We start from the raw sequence: 16,000 nt of genomic DNA, 5'->3' as shown, positions 1-16,000 counted from the left end.
GAATGTGGGAAGTGTTCGGATGAAGTTGCCAATCAAGGCATCCGTTATATGCGTTAGAAAAATAAAATTGTTCTTGCAACATACAAGCGGAGCGCATATACTGCAGTCATAGCGTATGAGATGGGGTCTCTAAAAGAGGCCAAGCACAGCAATTTGAGTTTATGTAGACGGGACTTGAGCATGAGCACCAGCAGTTTCTCCTTTAACAACGATAATAGTAGTTACATTAATCTCGAGACTATCCTTGGTTGCACTGTCGGTTCTCGCGCAGAGAACGGGCTTGTATTTCTAGATGAAGAGAAGCCATGCGGCGAAGAACTCGAGTATTTAGATGAGATTGAGCGCGAGCGGAACTATGAGTTTGGCTTTTGCGGAGATTAGTTTCATCACGATTCAATTCGCTCAATTTAATTACCCCGTTATCACCTCTTTTTAGCGGGGCAAGTTAGATCGACTATCTGTGTCAAACAACGGCTCACCGTGGGAAGGAATCGGCAATGAGCAAGAACATGAACAAGGACATGAACGGCAAGGCCTTGGGTAAGGCCAGGGCGGCTGGGCGCGTGGCGACGGTTGCTGCGGCGACGATTGCCATGACGGGCGGCTCGCTGCTGTCGCCTCTGACCGCGGCGGCGCAGGGTGCGGATGGCATTGGCGCCGCGGGCGCAACGGCTGCGGTGATGTCGCCGCTGACGAGCGCTGCGGCCGCCGGTACTGGCGCGGGTGCCGTGTCTGCAGCGCAAAAGGTCGCCGACCTGCAGGCTGCAGTTGATGCGGCGCGCGCTAAAGCTGCTACCGCCAAGGCCGATCTGGAAGCGGCTGCCGCTCCCTACGATGCTGCCGCCGTCAACCAGCAGCAGGCGCGGGGCGCCTATGACGCGGCCCGCGGTGCGAGCGATAGCGCGGCCTCCGCTGCTTCGGCCGAGCTGGAAAAGCAGCTGGGCGCTGCGCAGGACAAGGCCGATCAGGATGTCAAGGCGTTTGAGGACGCTCAGGCTGCGCTCGATGCTGCCAAGAAGGAGCTGGCGGACAAGGATGAAGCCCTGACTGCTGCCCAGAGGGCATCCCGTGATGCCCAGTCTGCGCTTGAGGCCGCACAGGCTGCTGCATCCGATGCTACGCCCGAGGCTGTAGCTGCCGCCCAGGCTGCCGCAGGGCAGGCTGCGAGTGACCTGGAACAGGCGAAGCAGCAGGTCGTTGATGCGCAGGCCAAGCTCTCGGATGCTCAAGACGCTGCCACTGCCGCCGCTGCCAAGCAGCAGGACGCGCAGGGCAAGCTTTCGGCAGCTCAGCAGGCAAAGGCCGCGGCAGATGCGGACGTGGATGCCGCGCAGACGAGCTATGACGCGGCCAAGGCCGATCTGGATCGAGCCGAGCAGGGCGCCGCGGGCCCGGAGTACGAGGCCGCCAAGGCAAAGGTGGCTGCTGCGTCCGAAGCGCTGACGGCCGCCAAGGCCGCGCAGTCGAAGTGCGAGAGCGAGCTTGCTGCCGCTGAGCAGGACGTTGCCGCCGCCGAGGGCGAGGTTCAGACTGCTCAGCAGGCAGTTGCCGATCAGCAGCAGGCCGCTGCCGATGCCCAGTCAAAGCTGGATGCCGCCGCTGCTGCCAAGACCGCTGCCGACGCCGCTCTTGACCAGGCCAAGACCGATCATGCCAGTGCGCTCACGGAGCTGGCCGATGCCCAGGCCAAGCTTTCGGCGGCCAAGGACGAGAAAGACGCTGCCGACAAGGCGCTCGATCAGGCGAAGGCCCAAAAGCAGCAGGCCGACCAGGCTGTGGCTCAGGCCCAGGCAAAGCTCGATGCCGCTCAGGCAACGGCGAATGCATCGGCGGAGAACTACCGCCAGGGTGCCATCGCATTCTTTAAGAGTGTGGGTGCCGACGATGCGGCGGATATCATCCTCAACTGCAAACTCGCTGGCTACAACAAGGTGGGCGAGGAAGTCGACGCGACGAGCCTGACCAATATGAAGCAGGCGGTTGTGTGGCTCAAAGCGTGCAACGAGTATCGCGCAAGCGTTGGCCTAGGCGAGCTCAAGGTGACATATGCCATGATGGCGACCGCCATCGCCGACGCGAACTTCTCCGATACGAAGGTCGCGCACGCTCAGCAGTTTAACGTGGGCGAGAATGTGGCGTGGAACTACGGAAGCAATCCGTTTAAGCAGTGGGTCGATCAGGAAAAGGCCATCTTTGATGCTGCCGCCGCCTCGCTGGGCGCGTCGGGCCTTACGGGAAAGGCCGCTTACGATTTCTATACAGCGCATAGCTCCCAGATTGATAACTACGCCGCACTGCACGGTGGACCAAACCCTTCGGTCGGACATTACATCAACGTGATCAACCCCGATTACACCGTGACGGGCATGGGCGTTTGCACGCGAGGGACGCTGTACGGGAGTACACAGGCGCAAACATTTGTATATTCTGGTCAATGGTATAAGCCGTATAACCTCAATCCGATGACGGTTGCAGAGTATGAGGCTGCGTTGAATGCGTGGTGTGACTCGTTGGCAAATCCCGAGCAGGGCGTGGATGCGGCACGCAAGGAGCTTGCTGTGGCGCAGGGCGTTGCCGACGATGCCGGCAGCAAGGTGAGTGCAGCATCGCAGGCCGTTGCAGCAAAGCAAACCCAGGTTGAGCGCGCTGCCGCTAACGTTGATGTCGCGGCAACCAAGGCCTCGGAGGCCCAGGCTGCCGTGGCGCAAAAGCAGGCTGCAGCTGACGCCGCCGCGCGTGCCGTCAGCGATGCCCGCGCCGATTTGAGCGCTGCCAACGCCGCTGTTGCGGCAGCGCAGGACGCCGTGGCCGCCAAGTCTGGCGAGCTCGACATTGCCAAGGGCAAGGTGGCTGCTGCCAAGCGCGCACTGGACGCCGCTCGTGCCGGTGTTGGCGACAAACGGGATGCACTTGCCGCGGCCCAGGATGAGCTAGCGGCGTACTCAGCCGATATCGCCGCTGCTCAGCGTGCGTTTGATGCGGCGTCGTCTGCACTCGAAAGCGCGCGTGCCAATCAGCGCGAGGCGGAGGCCGAACTTCTTGCCACCCAAGGCGATGCCGATCAGGCAGGCATCGATGCTGCTGCCACTCAGGTGGAGCTCGATATGGCGCAGCGGGCTGCAAGCGATGCCGACGCCGTCGTGGCAACGGCTCAGGCAAAATCTGATGCAGCTGCCGCCCGCGCCTCTCAGCTTAAGAATGCCGCCGCAGCACTTGCCAAGGCCACTGGGGACAAAGCGACTGCCGATGCCGCGCTCGATGCAGCGGCGATGGCCGTGAGCGATGCCGAGTATGACGTGGTGGAGGCTGACGATGCCGTGGTGGATGCGACTGTCGCGCGCGACGCCTCTGCCGCCGCGGTTGCCCGCCTGCGCAGAATCAATATTGCCGAAGCCATTGTCAACGGCAGCACTGACGATGCGGACGAGGTACTTAACGCCAAGATCGCTGCGGCCCACGATGCCGCCGAGCGTGCCGCGACCGCCAAGGCCGAACTCGATGACGCCGTGGCTGCGACGGATGCCGTGGCGCCGGCATACTTGGAGGCGCTCGCCAACTACACCGCCGCCAAGGTCGAGCTCGACCAGGCTATTGCCGAGCTTAACGCCGAGATCGCTCGCCAAGAGGCCGCCGACCGCGGAAACGGCGAGCAGACCCAGCCCGTCACGCAAGTGACGTACCAGGCCAAGCATGCGGAGGCAAAGACCGAGGCCACGACTTGGCAGACGGCGATGCCCGCCACGGGCGATGCGTCCGAGCTGCTGGGTGAGACCTTCGTGATCGGCGGCACGGTCCTGGTGGCCGCCGGCGTATTCCTGTCCGATAAGCGCCGCCAGCTGATCCGTTAGGGACAGGGAAGCGCGCTGTTTTTGGCGCGCACCGCAGGGGCATGGGCTCTGCGGCGCGCGCCGCCTTTTTCTTCAAGATTGATTAAGGAGGGATATATGCAAATAAGAGGAGAGGCCGCGATCGCCTGCGGATTCATGGCGGGTCTGGCAACGGGGTTGCTGTTCGATGGATGTTTCGACAGCTATATCAATCGATTCTGCGATTTTGGTTTTTCGAGAGGCAAGCCTTGGAAAACAGCGCCAGCTCGTCAAGAGGTGGCTGCGCCCATCGAGCCCCGCAGCGTGGATACCTCAAAAATCAAGGTAATCGTCACTAAGAACGGCAAGATTTACCACCGTTCTACGGGGTGCAAAAGCCTTCCTCAAAACGCCATTAAAACAAGCGTACCATTAGCGGCTGCACTCAAGCGAGGCAAGACGCCCTGCCCAACATGCTGCCCGCCAACAGTGTGCTCGATCTAGTTTTTTGGGTGTTTGATCCGTTTGGATGGAAGAACGAAGGGTAAGCCCTAAGGGATACAGATGCCGGCCCGGCCTGCAATTTCTTCCATTGATTTGTCCAGAGTCGCACAGCACGGAGGTGTTGTTTGATGTCTATTTTCGTTACCGGAGACGTTCACGGTGTTGCCGAGTATGGGGCGAGTCGCTTCTCGTCGCGCGTTTGGCCATTGGGTCGAACGCTGACGCGCGATGACGTTGTCATCGTTGCCGGCGACTTTGGCTTTATATGGAGCGGCTCGAACACCGACAAATACTGGCTCGACTGGTTTGAGTCCAAGCCCTGGACCACGTGTTTTGTCGACGGCAATCACGAGAACCATCATCTGCTGGCGGGGCTGCCAATGCGTGAGTGGAACGGGGGCCTCGTTCACGAGGTTCGCCCGCACGTGCTGCACCTGATGCGCGGCGAGGTGTTCGACATCACGGGGACCACGGTGCTCGCCATGGGTGGCGCCGCGAGCCATGACAAACAGTGGCGTCAGGAGGGAAAGACGTGGTGGCCCGAGGAGATGCCGAGTGAGCGCGAGATCAAACACTGTCGCGCCTCGCTCGATCGCGCGGGCTGGAAGGTCGACTATGTTGTGACGCACGAGGCGCCGGTCGATTTGGCTGACGAGCTGTGCATGGAGTGCAATCGCGAGTTCTACGACGATTCGCTGCAGGCCTTTTTGGGCGAGCTCGACGGGCGGCTCGACTACCGAACCTGGTTCTTTGGCCATTACCATGACGATGAATGGCGCGATGACAAGCATCGCCTTATCTACCAAGATATCGTGCCGATCGAAGCGCGATGTGCCGATGGGCAGGATGAGACGGCGAGTGACTATTTTGAGCAAGAGCGTTAGGAGGTCCCCATGATCTGGTTTACCAGCGATACCCACTTTGGGCACGAGAACATGCTGCGGCTCGCCGACAGGCCTTGGTCGACTGTTGGGCAGATGAACGACGCCATGGTCGCTAGCATTAATAGCAAGGTCGCTGCGGATGACGAGCTTTACATTTTGGGTGACTTCAGCTTTAAGATGACGGTCCAAGATGCCTACGAGTTGCGCAAAAGCATTGCATGCAAGCGCATCCATCTGCTGCCCGGCAACCACGATAAAGACTGGACGCAGCCTGCGGTGGCGGATGCTTTTATCGTCGAGCCGCCCATTTGCGTGCTCAAGATCGACCGTCAGAAAATCGTGCTGAGCCACTATCCCATGGTCGACTGGCAGGGTATGTCGCACGGCGGCTGGCATTTGCACGGGCATATCCACAGCTGTGGCGACGCGTATAACAAGTTCAACCTTCGGCAGGGGCTGCTGCGCTACGACGTGGGCGTGGACGCCAACGGCTACGCCCCGGTGAGCCTGGAGGAGCTCAAGTCGTGGTTTGCACAGGTAGACGAGCCGGTGTGTTGCGTTAAGTGGCCGTGGTGGGTCAACGCCACGGGCGACGAGCAGGTCGAGCGCGATCTCGAAACCTATAAGAGGGAAGTGGTGATCCGATGACGGTCTATGTGACGGGCGACGTCCATGGCGGCGCTGACATGCAAAAGCTGCGCGATTGGGATCTTGGGGAAAGCCTGACGAGCGACGACTATCTCATCATTGCCGGCGACTTTGGCCTTCCGTGGGATTTCTCTGCCGAGGAGTGCGCCGACATCGCTTGGCTGGAGTCGCGCCCCTATACCGTGCTGTTCGTCGACGGCAACCACGAACGTTTCGACCACTGGGCGGAGCGACCCATGGAGTTGTGGCACGGCGGACTGACACAGCGCCTGTCGGACACCTCGCCCATACGGCGCCTGACGCGCGGCGAGGTTTTTGAACTCGACGGCTCAACGGTCTTTACCATGGGCGGCGCCACGAGCGTGGACAAGGAATACCGCATTCCGTATTCCAGCTGGTGGCCGCAGGAGCTGCCGGACGAGCGCAACTTTGAGGAGGCGCGGACAAAGCTCGACGGCGTGGGCTGGAAGGTCGACTACGTGGTCACCCACACCTGCTCTACGCGCATGCTTTCGCCCACGCTTTATCCGGCGCCCGGCTGGAATTGCCCCGCCGTTGATCGGCTTACGGCGTTTTTCGATGAGCTGGAGGACCGCTTGGACTACAAGCGCTGGTACTACGGGCATTTTCATCGGGATGCCAACCCGGCCGAGCGCCATACCGTGCTCTACGACTGCATCGTTCGCCTGGGCGACGAACTCCAGCCCTGGGATGTTGCGTAGGGGTGGGGTGCCTGATTACTCAGCCGTTACGGTAATGTTCTCCCTGTGCTTGCGGATAACATCCCAGCTAAAATGCTCGACCAGCTGCTCGGCAGAGCGCGGCGTGGTGCCCGGCGCGATGCTTGTTTGTCCGGCGAGCCAACCCAGCAGCGCTTCGGGCGTGCCAAAGCGGGCGCGGAGTTCGCCCAGGTCCAGATCGCGGTCTCGTTTGGAAAGGCGGCGGCCGTCCGGTGCCATGAGCAGCGGAATATGTGCGTAGTGCGGCGTGGGCAGTCCCAACAGGTGCTGCAGATAGATCTGGCGCGGCGTGGACCCCAGCAGGTCGCATCCGCGCACGACCTCGGTGACGCCCATGGCAGCGTCGTCGACCACCACGGCTAGCTGATAGGCAAACACGCCGTCGCTGCGGCGCACCAAAAAGTCGCCGCACTCGGTGGCGAGTGCTTCGCATTGGGCGCCGTACGTGCGATCCACAAATTCGATCACGTCGTCTGCGAGGTCGTCGACGGTGGGCACGCGCAGACGTGTGGCCGGCGCGCGCAGGGCGCTGCGGCGGGCCACCTCCTCGGCCGAAAGACTTCGGCAGGCGCCACGGTAGATGGGCGTGCCGTCGCTCGCGTGCGGTGCACTCGCGGCGTGGAGCTCGGCGCGTGTGCAAAAGCAGGGATAGGTGAGGCCGGCGTATTGCAACTGGTGCAGGGCGTCCTCGTACAAGTCCAGGCGGTCGTGCTGGTAGTAGGGGCCTTCGTCCCACTCCAGCCCCAGCCAGGCCAGGTCGTCAATCAATTGAGCGGCAAGTTCGGGGCGCTTGCAGCGATCGTCCAGGTCCTCAATGCGTAACACGATGCTGCCGCCCTGGCTGCGGGCCGAAAGCCACGCGCACAGGCAGCTGAACACGTTGCCCAGGTGCATGCGGCCCGAGGGTGACGGGGCAAAACGGCCCACGACAGGCGCGGGGGCGGGGACGAGCTTGCTGTTGGTCGCCGTCGACGTGGCCACGGCGGGCGTTGCTATGTTGCATGCGTTGATATCCATGCGGACGAGTATAGCGCGGGGTGAGGTGAGGGGAGGCGTCGTCGATGCTCGCAAGTTGCCGCGGCCACACGTTGCGCGTGCCGGACCACCGGCTCGGCGCCTTAATCGTCGTCAATCAATCTAGCCCTCAAACGACAGAAACCCCGGCAGCTCTTCGCAACTGCCGGAGTTTCCGCGGAAAAGGGGGACATGATCCTCAAGCGGACGGCAAAGGGGCAAACCGTTTTCGCTCAACTGCTTTATGCCCCTCAACTGGCGGCTCAATCAGCGAATGCCGCGCCCACACAAAGCCGCTACACCTGTGATGGAGCTATGAAGTGGTATCTATTGCCGGAGCGGGCTATGCCAAGGAGTGTTCCAGATTACCGGCAGATAGGGAACGTCACCAGGTGCCGGCGGCGGGCGTGACTTTTGTCCCGTTTTGACGCTCCGCTGACCTAGATGTTCGTCACATGAACCCGCAAACGTGGGACAATGACGCTACTGGTACCACAGACAAAGGATGTGCCTATGAACGCCCCCGTTGCCCAGCCCTGTCGGCAGCGCCGCCTGTTTGCGCGGTTCGCTTCCGTCTGCGCACTCGTCGCGCTTGCGTTGTTGCTGCTGCCTGCCGTCGCGCACGCCGACGGCTACTCCATGAGCCAAACCTATATCGGTGCCACGGTTGAGGCCGATGGCTCGCTGACCGTTGTCGAGGGACGCCAGTTCGATTTCGACGATGACATTAACGGCGTGTATTGGGATATCAATACAGGCTCTAACCAGCAAGGCGGCTCGGTGGTCGTCAATGTGCTGAGCGTCGAGGAAGACGACACTGCGTTTAACAAGGTCGACAGCGCAAATAAAGGCGACGACGGCGTTTACACGGTGGAACAGTCCGACGACGGCGTAAAGATTAAGGTGTTCAGCCCTCACGAGAGCGGCGACAGCGCAATCTACTACGTGAGTTATTCCATGACCGGTGCGGTTATGAACTGGGCCGATACCGCCGAGCTCTACTGGAAATTCGTCGGCGACGGCTGGTCGGCGGACTCCGATGACGTCGAGATGGAAGTCTACTTTGCAAATGCCGCTGCCGGGGCGGCTGCCGTCAAGGGCGATAACTTCCGCGCATGGGGCCACGGCCCGCTGACGGGCGACGTGTCGCTCGATGCGGACGAGCCCATGGTCACCTATACCATTCCCTGCGTGCACCAGGGCGAATTCGCCGAGGCACGCATCGCCTTCCCTAGCGACTGGGTGCCGCAGCTTGCCGCTTCGGGCGAAGAGCGCATGTCAACGATCCTGAGCGAAGAGAAGGAATGGGCCGACGAAGCTAACGCCCGCCGTGAGCACGCGCGTGCGGTTGCCAGCGCGATTGCCGTGGTGTGTGTTGTTGTGGCGGTTGCCTATACCGGTGTAATCGTGATGCTCAAGCTGCGCAGGCCCAAGCCCAAGCCGCTCTTCCAGGACGAGTACTTCCGCGATGTGCCCTCCGCCGATCATCCCGCGGTGCTTGCAACTCTTATGAGCTGGAACGACGTGCCCGATCAGGCATATATCGCCACGCTGATGAAGCTGACCGACGACCGCGTGATCAAGCTGGAAGAAGCGACCGAGACCAAGAAGAAGGGTCTGCTCCGTCGCGAAAAAGAGGAGCAGACGTATCGCATCACAGTGACCGACGAGGCCTGGAAGGCTGCCAAGAAGGACGGCATCGATCGCGACGTGCTCAAGGTCTTCTTCGCTGGCGTTAAGCCCGATAAAGACGGCGTCCGTTCGCGCACGTTTAGCGAGCTGGAGGAGTATGCCAGCGAGCGTACTGAATCTGTTGGCGACAAGCTCGAGGACTATCAGAGCACGGTTAAGGGCAAGCTGGAGGAGTGCGAGTTTATCGCATCGGATGGCACTATCGCGATGGTGGCCGGCCTGGTTCTCGGCATCATCATTGTCTTTGGCATTTTGGGCTCTCTGTTCTATACCGACTTTGCGGACGCCAACGTCGGTGCCGCTATGATTTCGATCCCCGTCACGATCGTGGGCTTTGTCCTGAGCTGCACCTTCCGCCGTTACACGCCGGAGGGCGCCGAGGTGGCGGTTCGCTGCAAGGCGCTCAAGCATTGGCTCGAGGACTTTACGCGTCTGAAGGAGGCCGTCCCCAGCGACCTGATCTTGTGGAACAAGTTTCTGGTGATGGGCGTTGCCCTGGGCGTTTCGAAAGAAGTGCTGCGACAGCTGGCCGAAGCCGTGCCTGCGGACCTGCGCAACAGTGACGATTTCTACGACAACTACCCCTGCTACTGGTGGTATTACCATCACTACGGCAACGAGTCCCCGCTCGATTCGTTCAACGATGTGTACCACGAGACCATCCGCGAGCTGGCTTCGAGTTCCGATAGCTCGAGCGGCGGCAGCGGTGGCGGCTTTTCCGGTGGCGGCGGTGGCGGCGTCGGCGGAGGCGGCGGCGGAACGTTCTAGCGAGCGCTTGCTTTGGGGTGGATCTTTCTGGGCGGTTGCCAGGGAAGATTCATCCCATTTTTGTGCATCGAAACGGGTCAAACTTTCCGCTGAGGACCTTCGCGCAAGGGGCAGTGGACAAAAAATGCCAAATATGAGTACTGTTGCTGCGTTGGTCACATATGTTTGCACATAATAATGGGCTCCTAATGAGAGTACTTCTCGTTAGGAGCCCATTTTATTGAACATTTGGGGAGTTACGTCAGCTCGTGCAGCTGGTCGTCATGCCTATAAGCATCAAAAATGCCCTGAATCGCTGCTACTAAAAAGGTAACAGTACTCATATTTGATGTATTTTGACCACGGCTATCTACAAACCCCCTAGGCCACTCATTGGGGACAGACTTAAATGACTAGTTGTTGGGGATCAGTCATTGGGGACGTTCTTAAATGACTAGGTGTGGCTGCTTGGGCTAGGCTGTTAGGTCGAGTTCGTAGAGAAAGCTTTCGCGCGGCATGGCGTGGCGGCGCTCTTCGCGGTTGGCGCGGTGCGTGGCCGTGCGCTTAAAGCCGTGCAGCTCGTAGAACTTCCACGAGCAGTTGGAGTCGGTGTACAGGTGCGCCCTCGTCGCTCCAAGCGAGGACAGGTGCGAGACTGCGGCATCGAGCAGAACCGTGCCAACGCCCAGGCCATGGACATCGCGATCCACGGCAAGCAGCGTGACCTCGTTGTCGTGCGGCAACGGGCTGCTCTCGAGCAGACGGTTGTTGGTTCGGATGGTTGCGCGTACAAACGAGAGATACTCGGCGCAGGCATCGGGCTCCAGCTCACGCATCTGCGATAGTAGCGCGCGTTCGGTATCCATCCAGTGTTCCTTAACGGCGCCGGAGCTCTGTCCCGCACGCGCGAGCGAAATGCCACGCGCCTGACCGTCAATCACCGCAACCTGCGAAAACGTCGACGACGAAAGGCAGTAGGCAAGGTCGCACGCGGCCTCGAGGCGGTTGTACTCATCGTTATCCGAATTGTTATGCCAAAGCTGCTGCAGAATCAGCGCGATGGCGTCGAAGTCTTCGGTATCAAACGGTCGGTAGAGAACCCGCGAGACCATGGTGCCTCTTTCTTTTGCGGATGCATATCGAGCACAGTTCTACCACGCCATTGGCATCTAATTATGGTGCCCCTGTGTTCCATGAACTCACCGTGCCCGGTGCCGTGCCCATCCCCCCGCTCGCAAACTTTTTCTGCACAGCCGTGCGTTGCGGGGTGCAACGTCGCGCTCGATGCGCTACATTGAATCAGTATTTTCAATGCCGCTGCGCGAGCGCTGCAGATCGACGTATCACCGACTCACAGAGCACGGCGGCGTACCAGACAGGAGGACTGCATGGGATCTGATGTGAAGATCGCACGCGCGTTGATCTCGGTTACCGATAAGACGGGCGTCGTCGATTTCGCACGGACGCTGGTTGACGACTTTGGCGTCGAGATCATCTCTACGGGCGGCACGGCTCGTGCCATCGAGGACGCGGGCGTTCCCGTAACCCCCATCGAGGAGTTCACGGGCTATCCCGAGATGATGGACGGCCGCGTTAAGACCCTGCACCCCAAGGTTCACGGCGCGCTGCTGGCCCGCCGCGATTCCGAGCAGCACATGCAGGAGGCGGCTCAGCACGGCATTAAGCTGATCGACCTGGTCGTCGTCAACCTATACGAGTTCGAGAAGACCGTCGCCAACCCCGAGGTCACCTTTGCGGATGCCATCGAGCACATCGACATCGGTGGTCCCTCCATGCTGCGCTCTGCCGCCAAGAACGCCGCGAGCGTTACCGTCATCTCCGACCCGGCCGACTATGATGCCGTCCTGGCCGAGATGCGCGAGACCGGTGGCTGCACCACGCTTTCCACCCGTCGCCGCCTGCAGGTGAAGGTCTACCAGACTACCGCCGCCTACGACACGGCTATCTCCCGTTGGCTTGCCGCCCAGGCAAGCGACGTGGCGGACACCTCTGCCAAGCTTGAGGTTTCGCTGGAGAAGGTCGACGACCTGCGCTATGGCGAGAACCCGCAACAGAAGGCCACGGTCTATCGCTTTGCCGAGGGCTGCGAGAACACCGCGAGCTCGCAGTTCCCGCTCGTGGGCTCCGAGCAGATCCAGGGCAAGCCGCTCAGCTATAACAACTATCTGGATGCCGACGCCGCCTGGAACCTGGTCCGCGAGTTCGACGAGCCGGCCTGCGTGATCCTCAAGCACCAGAACCCCTGCGGTTCCGCCGTTGCCGAGGACATAACGGCAGCCTACGACCGCGCCTTCGCCTGCGATCCCAAGAGCGCCTTTGGCGGCATCATCGCCTGCAACCGCGAGGTTCCCTATGAGCTGGTTGAGCATTTTGCCGACGAGAACAAGCAGTTCGTCGAGGTCATCATCGCCCCGGGCTATACCGCCGAGGCGCTCGAGCGCATGGCCAAGCGCCCCAACTTGCGCGTGCTGGCTACCGGCGGCGTGGACCACGGCGCCCAGGTGGAGCTGCGTTCCATCGACGGTGGCATGCTGGTGCAGGAGGTCGACCACGTGACCGAGGATCCCGCGACCTTTACGTTCCCCACCGACCGCAAGCCCACCGACGCCGAGATGGCCGAGCTCGAGTTTGCCTGGAAGGTCTGCAAGGGCGTTAAGTCCAACGCCATTCTGGTCTCCAAGGGTAAGGCCGGCATTGGCATGGGCCCCGGTCAGCCCAACCGCGTTGACTCCGCGCTGCTTGCCTGCGAGCGCGCCGAGGACTTCTGCGAGCGCGAGGGCGTGGAGAAGGGCGGCTTTGCCTGTGCAAGCGACGCGTTCTTCCCGTTCCGCGACAACGTCGACGTGCTTGCCGCACACGGCGTGACCTGCATCATTCAGCCCGGCGGCTCCAAGCGCGACGACGAGAGCATTCAGGCCTGCAACGAGCATGGCATCGCAATGGTCTTCACAGGAGCCAGACATTTTAGGCACTAGGGCTTTCCCAAGCACCCGACCTTGCCCCTCAAACCGTCGCTTGCGTACATTTAGTACGCGGCGCTCCTCTTTCGGGGCAATCTCGGGCACTTGGAAAACCCTTAATGGGATGTTGTTCTATCCCATTAAGCTGATTGATTGCCGGGCCATATCTTCAAAATAATCTCTGCAAAAGACGGCCGCTCCGTTTGGAGGGCCGTCTTTTTGGTATAAGAGGACGGAATGACTAACACGAAAGGTATGACCATGCCCCAGATTGATGATGCCGAGCTGTTTGGCAATGCCGAGGACCAGCGTGCGTACGAGGACTTTTGCGCCAATCAGGAGGCGGTCGAGAAGTTTACGCTCGACAAGCCCGCGCTTGTCTGCCGTTGGCGCATGTCCAACAAAAAGGTGCCCATGCTCAACCGTCACATCCGCGCACTGTCCGAGCGCTTGGTGCAGGGCGAGCCGCTTACCCACAACATGCTCAGCTGGGCCAAACAGCACGTTGAGTGGTCGCTTGCCGAGGGCGATTACACCGCGCACGATGGCGTGCTCATGCTGGTGATCGACGTCAACGGCAACGCCGCCATGACGGTGGGGGAGTACGAGCCGCTGGTCGACACTTCTGCCAAGGCGCTGCGTGCCCGTTCTGCCGAGGCCCGCTCCGAGGCCGACGAGACCGGCGTGGCGCCCGAGCTGCTCGCTGCCGTCAACGACGGTGAGCTTGCCTTTGTGGCGCCGGCAGACGAGTGCCTGTGCGGCACGGCGACGCTCATCGAGCAGCTGGCCCAGACCAAGGGCATCCCGGTCACGCGCGTGGACATTCCCGCACAGCTCAAGGGCGCGCTGTTCCTGGTGAGCGACGAGCACGGCGTGGTGCCTGCCGCCGACGCTGACGCCGCCGAGTCCGATGCCGCGACGGTCGCCTTCTTTGCCGATGGCTACGAAAAGCTCCGCGCCCGCCGCTAAATGATTTTTCTGGGACGGGGATTTTATAATCATGTAATCCCCGCGCCCGCCGCAAGCGAGGATCGAGCCGAACGCTTTCGTTCGCGAACAGTTCTGTCACCTTGGCGCCGCGCGAGGCGCGTACCGGCGGCTTCGCGGTAATAATGGCTGTAAGACAACCAGGAGGGGAGCGGAATCCATGGCGCTGATCTATATCGTTGAGGACGACGAGCCCATTCGTCGCGAGCTTGCCGACATCCTTGCTCGTGCCGGTTTTGAGGTCGAGGCCTGCGAATCGTTCGAGCACGTCTCGCGCGATATTCTCGCCGCCGCGCCCGACCTGGTGCTGCTCGACCTGACGCTTCCCGTCAAAGACGGCCAGCACATCTGCCACGAGGTCCGTCGCGAATCCGAGGTCCCCATCATCGTCCTCACGTCGCGCACGACCGAGATCGACGAGGTCATGGCCATGACGCTCGGCGCGGACGACTTTGTCCCCAAGCCATACAGCGCCCGCGTGCTCGTGGCGCGCATCAACGCACTGCTGCGTCGCACCGCGGCGGCAGGCGAGCGCAGCACGCTCGTTCACAAGGGATTGGAGCTCGACCTCGCCCGCTCCATGGTCACCAACACGCAAACCGGCACTAGCACCGAGCTCACCAAAAACGAGCTGCGTATCCTCTCGCTGCTTCTGAGCCGCGCGGGCAAGATCGTTTCGCGCTCGGCCATCATGCAGGACCTGTGGGACTCCGATGCCTTCGTGGACGACAACACGCTCACCGTCAACATCAACCGCCTGCGCACTACGCTCGAAAAAATCGGCATCAAGGGGTATTTGACGACACACCGCGGCCAGGGCTATTCGGTCTAGGGGTCGGCTATGTCGTTTGCCAAATTCTTCAAAGATGCGCTGCTTTCCGTCGCCGTGTGGACGTGCGGCGTGTTGCTGAGCTGCTTTGTGCTGACGGTCGCCGGTGCTCCTGCATCTATCGTGATCGTGGCAATCGGCGTGTCCTTTGCCTTTGGCATGCTGGGTATCGTGATCGAATATACGCGCCGTCGCCGCTTTCTGCGCCAGCTGGAGCGTGCGGCCGAGGAGCTGGAGAGTCCCGCGTGGGTGCAGGAGATGGTGCAATGCCCAACCTATGCCGAGGGCGAGCTCGAGTACGAGGTCCTGCGCCGGGTGGGCAAAGCCGCCTGCGACGAGGTTGCCGAAGGCCGGCGCCAGACCGACGACTATCGCGACTATATCGAGAGCTGGGTCCACGAGGCCAAACTGCCCCTGGCTGCAGCCCATCTGATTTTGGAAAACCTGGACGGCAGCGAAGACGACCTGTCGCGTGTGGATGACCTGGGTCGCGAGCTGGCTCGCGTGGAGCGCTATATCGACCAGGCACTGTACTACGCGCGCTCGGAAGTCGTGGAGCGCGACTACCTGATTCGTCGCTGGAATCTCAAGACCTTGGTGACGGGCGCGATTAAAGCCAACGCGCGCGAGCTTATCGCGGCGCACGTGGCTCCGGTGTGCGAGAACCTCGACTTTGAGGTCTTTACCGACGAGAAGTGGCTCGAGTTTATTCTAGGCCAGCTTATTCAGAACAGCATCAAATATGCGCGCGAGGACGGCGCAAAGATCGTGTTTTCGGGCGCGTTGCTGGACGAGGGCCTGGCGAGCGAACGCATCGAGCTTACCGTCGCGGACAACGGCTGCGGCGTGAGCGCGGCCGACCTGCCGCGCGTGTTCGAGAAAGGTTTTACCGGCGACAACGGCCGCACCACCAAGCGCGCAACGGGCATCGGCCTCTACCTGGTGGCGCGTCTGTGCTCCAAGATGGGCATCGACGTCACCGCAGCATCCGACTCCGGCGAAGGCTTTGTCGTAACGTTTTCCTTCTCAACGAACAAGTTCCAATACTTTGAGTAGCCGGGCCGTCTTGCGGTGCGGACGGCTATGTTCCCGAACGTGAACTTGACTAAGGCAACTGGCGTTATGTTCCCGAACGTGAACATAACTATGAGGCTCAAATGGATCTCCC

The 16,000-nt window shown here is 61.1% G+C and carries 12 protein-coding genes; 10 read left to right on the top strand and 2 right to left on the bottom strand.

Annotated features, from left to right (window positions below; genetic code table 11):
* The first annotated feature begins 497 nt into the window (after positions 1–497).
* The 5 genes from DW821_RS07530 to DW821_RS07515 all read left to right on the top strand — a co-directional run bounded on the left by DW821_RS07530 (position 498) and on the right by DW821_RS07515 (position 6,564).
* Entirely contained in the window at positions 498–3,848 is a 3,351-nt protein-coding gene (locus DW821_RS07530; RefSeq protein WP_117637088.1) for a CAP domain-containing protein, read from the top strand.
* A gap of 96 nt (positions 3,849–3,944) precedes the next feature.
* Positions 3,945–4,310: a hypothetical protein gene (locus tag DW821_RS10135; protein WP_117799814.1), complete on the top strand. Its 366-nt coding sequence runs from the start codon at positions 3,945–3,947 to the stop codon at positions 4,308–4,310.
* A gap of 128 nt (positions 4,311–4,438) precedes the next feature.
* Positions 4,439–5,194: a metallophosphoesterase gene (locus DW821_RS07525; protein WP_089572443.1), complete on the top strand. Its 756-nt coding sequence runs from the start codon at positions 4,439–4,441 to the stop codon at positions 5,192–5,194.
* A 9-nt stretch (positions 5,195–5,203) separates the two neighbouring features.
* Complete coding sequence (locus DW821_RS07520) at positions 5,204–5,842, top strand: metallophosphoesterase (RefSeq protein WP_117637087.1); 639 nt, start codon at positions 5,204–5,206, stop codon at positions 5,840–5,842.
* Positions 5,839–6,564 (top strand): metallophosphoesterase, encoded by a 726-nt coding sequence (locus tag DW821_RS07515; protein WP_117637086.1) that lies wholly within the window; start codon positions 5,839–5,841, stop codon positions 6,562–6,564. Before DW821_RS07520 ends, DW821_RS07515 begins: the two co-directional genes overlap by 4 nt.
* Before the next feature lie 15 nt (positions 6,565–6,579).
* Here the strand turns inward: DW821_RS07515 and gluQRS are convergent, their stop codons facing one another.
* Positions 6,580–7,599 carry a tRNA glutamyl-Q(34) synthetase GluQRS gene (gene gluQRS, locus DW821_RS07510; RefSeq protein WP_255415112.1) on the bottom strand — a complete coding sequence of 340 codons (1,020 nt, stop codon included), beginning with the start codon at positions 7,597–7,599 and terminating at the stop codon, positions 6,580–6,582.
* 510 nt (positions 7,600–8,109) lie between these two features.
* On the opposite strand from gluQRS, the gene DW821_RS10200 reads away from it, so the two are divergent.
* The gene (locus DW821_RS10200; RefSeq protein WP_158567556.1) at positions 8,110–10,056 is read left to right on the top strand and encodes a DUF2207 domain-containing protein; all 1,947 of its coding nucleotides are present in this window, start codon (positions 8,110–8,112) and stop codon (positions 10,054–10,056) included.
* Positions 10,057–10,508: 452 nt separating this feature from the next.
* Here DW821_RS10200 and DW821_RS07500 read toward each other — a convergent pair whose 3' ends face one another.
* Positions 10,509–11,147 (bottom strand): GNAT family N-acetyltransferase, encoded by a 639-nt coding sequence (locus DW821_RS07500; RefSeq protein WP_117629947.1) that lies wholly within the window; start codon positions 11,145–11,147, stop codon positions 10,509–10,511.
* Positions 11,148–11,423: 276 nt separating this feature from the next.
* Here DW821_RS07500 and purH point away from each other — a divergent pair, with 276 nt between their 5' ends.
* From purH to DW821_RS07480, 4 genes are all read left to right on the top strand, one after another.
* Entirely contained in the window at positions 11,424–13,031 is a 1,608-nt protein-coding gene (purH, locus tag DW821_RS07495) for a bifunctional phosphoribosylaminoimidazolecarboxamide formyltransferase/IMP cyclohydrolase (RefSeq protein WP_118066296.1), read from the top strand.
* A gap of 222 nt (positions 13,032–13,253) precedes the next feature.
* Positions 13,254–13,985, top strand: coding sequence for a hypothetical protein (locus DW821_RS07490; protein ID WP_199584312.1), 732 nt, complete (start codon positions 13,254–13,256; stop codon positions 13,983–13,985).
* 178 nt (positions 13,986–14,163) lie between these two features.
* Positions 14,164–14,835 (top strand): response regulator transcription factor, encoded by a 672-nt coding sequence (locus tag DW821_RS07485; RefSeq protein WP_118066294.1) that lies wholly within the window; start codon positions 14,164–14,166, stop codon positions 14,833–14,835.
* Positions 14,836–14,844: 9 nt separating this feature from the next.
* Positions 14,845–15,888 carry a sensor histidine kinase gene (locus tag DW821_RS07480; protein ID WP_118066292.1) on the top strand — a complete coding sequence of 348 codons (1,044 nt, stop codon included), beginning with the start codon at positions 14,845–14,847 and terminating at the stop codon, positions 15,886–15,888.
* Positions 15,889–16,000 lie beyond the last annotated feature (112 nt).

The sequence above is a fragment of the Collinsella sp. AM33-4BH genome (assembly GCF_003469205.1).
Lineage (GTDB): Bacteria > Actinomycetota > Coriobacteriia > Coriobacteriales > Coriobacteriaceae > Collinsella.
Note: the sequence above shows the minus strand (reverse complement) of the source record. Positions and strands in the feature narration are given on the sequence as shown.

Coding starts and splice junctions, on each gene's coding strand:
- gluQRS (WP_255415112.1), bottom strand. CDS start 7,599: ATGGATATCAACGCATGCAACATAGCAACGCCCGCCGTGGCCACGTCG.
- DW821_RS10135 (WP_117799814.1), top strand. CDS start 3,945: ATGCAAATAAGAGGAGAGGCCGCGATCGCCTGCGGATTCATGGCGGGT.
- purH (WP_118066296.1), top strand. CDS start 11,424: ATGGGATCTGATGTGAAGATCGCACGCGCGTTGATCTCGGTTACCGAT.
- DW821_RS07490 (WP_199584312.1), top strand. CDS start 13,254: ATGACTAACACGAAAGGTATGACCATGCCCCAGATTGATGATGCCGAG.
- DW821_RS07520 (WP_117637087.1), top strand. CDS start 5,204: ATGATCTGGTTTACCAGCGATACCCACTTTGGGCACGAGAACATGCTG.
- DW821_RS07480 (WP_118066292.1), top strand. CDS start 14,845: ATGTCGTTTGCCAAATTCTTCAAAGATGCGCTGCTTTCCGTCGCCGTG.
- DW821_RS07500 (WP_117629947.1), bottom strand. CDS start 11,147: ATGGTCTCGCGGGTTCTCTACCGACCGTTTGATACCGAAGACTTCGAC.
- DW821_RS07525 (WP_089572443.1), top strand. CDS start 4,439: ATGTCTATTTTCGTTACCGGAGACGTTCACGGTGTTGCCGAGTATGGG.
- DW821_RS07485 (WP_118066294.1), top strand. CDS start 14,164: ATGGCGCTGATCTATATCGTTGAGGACGACGAGCCCATTCGTCGCGAG.
- DW821_RS07530 (WP_117637088.1), top strand. CDS start 498: ATGAGCAAGAACATGAACAAGGACATGAACGGCAAGGCCTTGGGTAAG.
- DW821_RS07515 (WP_117637086.1), top strand. CDS start 5,839: ATGACGGTCTATGTGACGGGCGACGTCCATGGCGGCGCTGACATGCAA.
- DW821_RS10200 (WP_158567556.1), top strand. CDS start 8,110: ATGAACGCCCCCGTTGCCCAGCCCTGTCGGCAGCGCCGCCTGTTTGCG.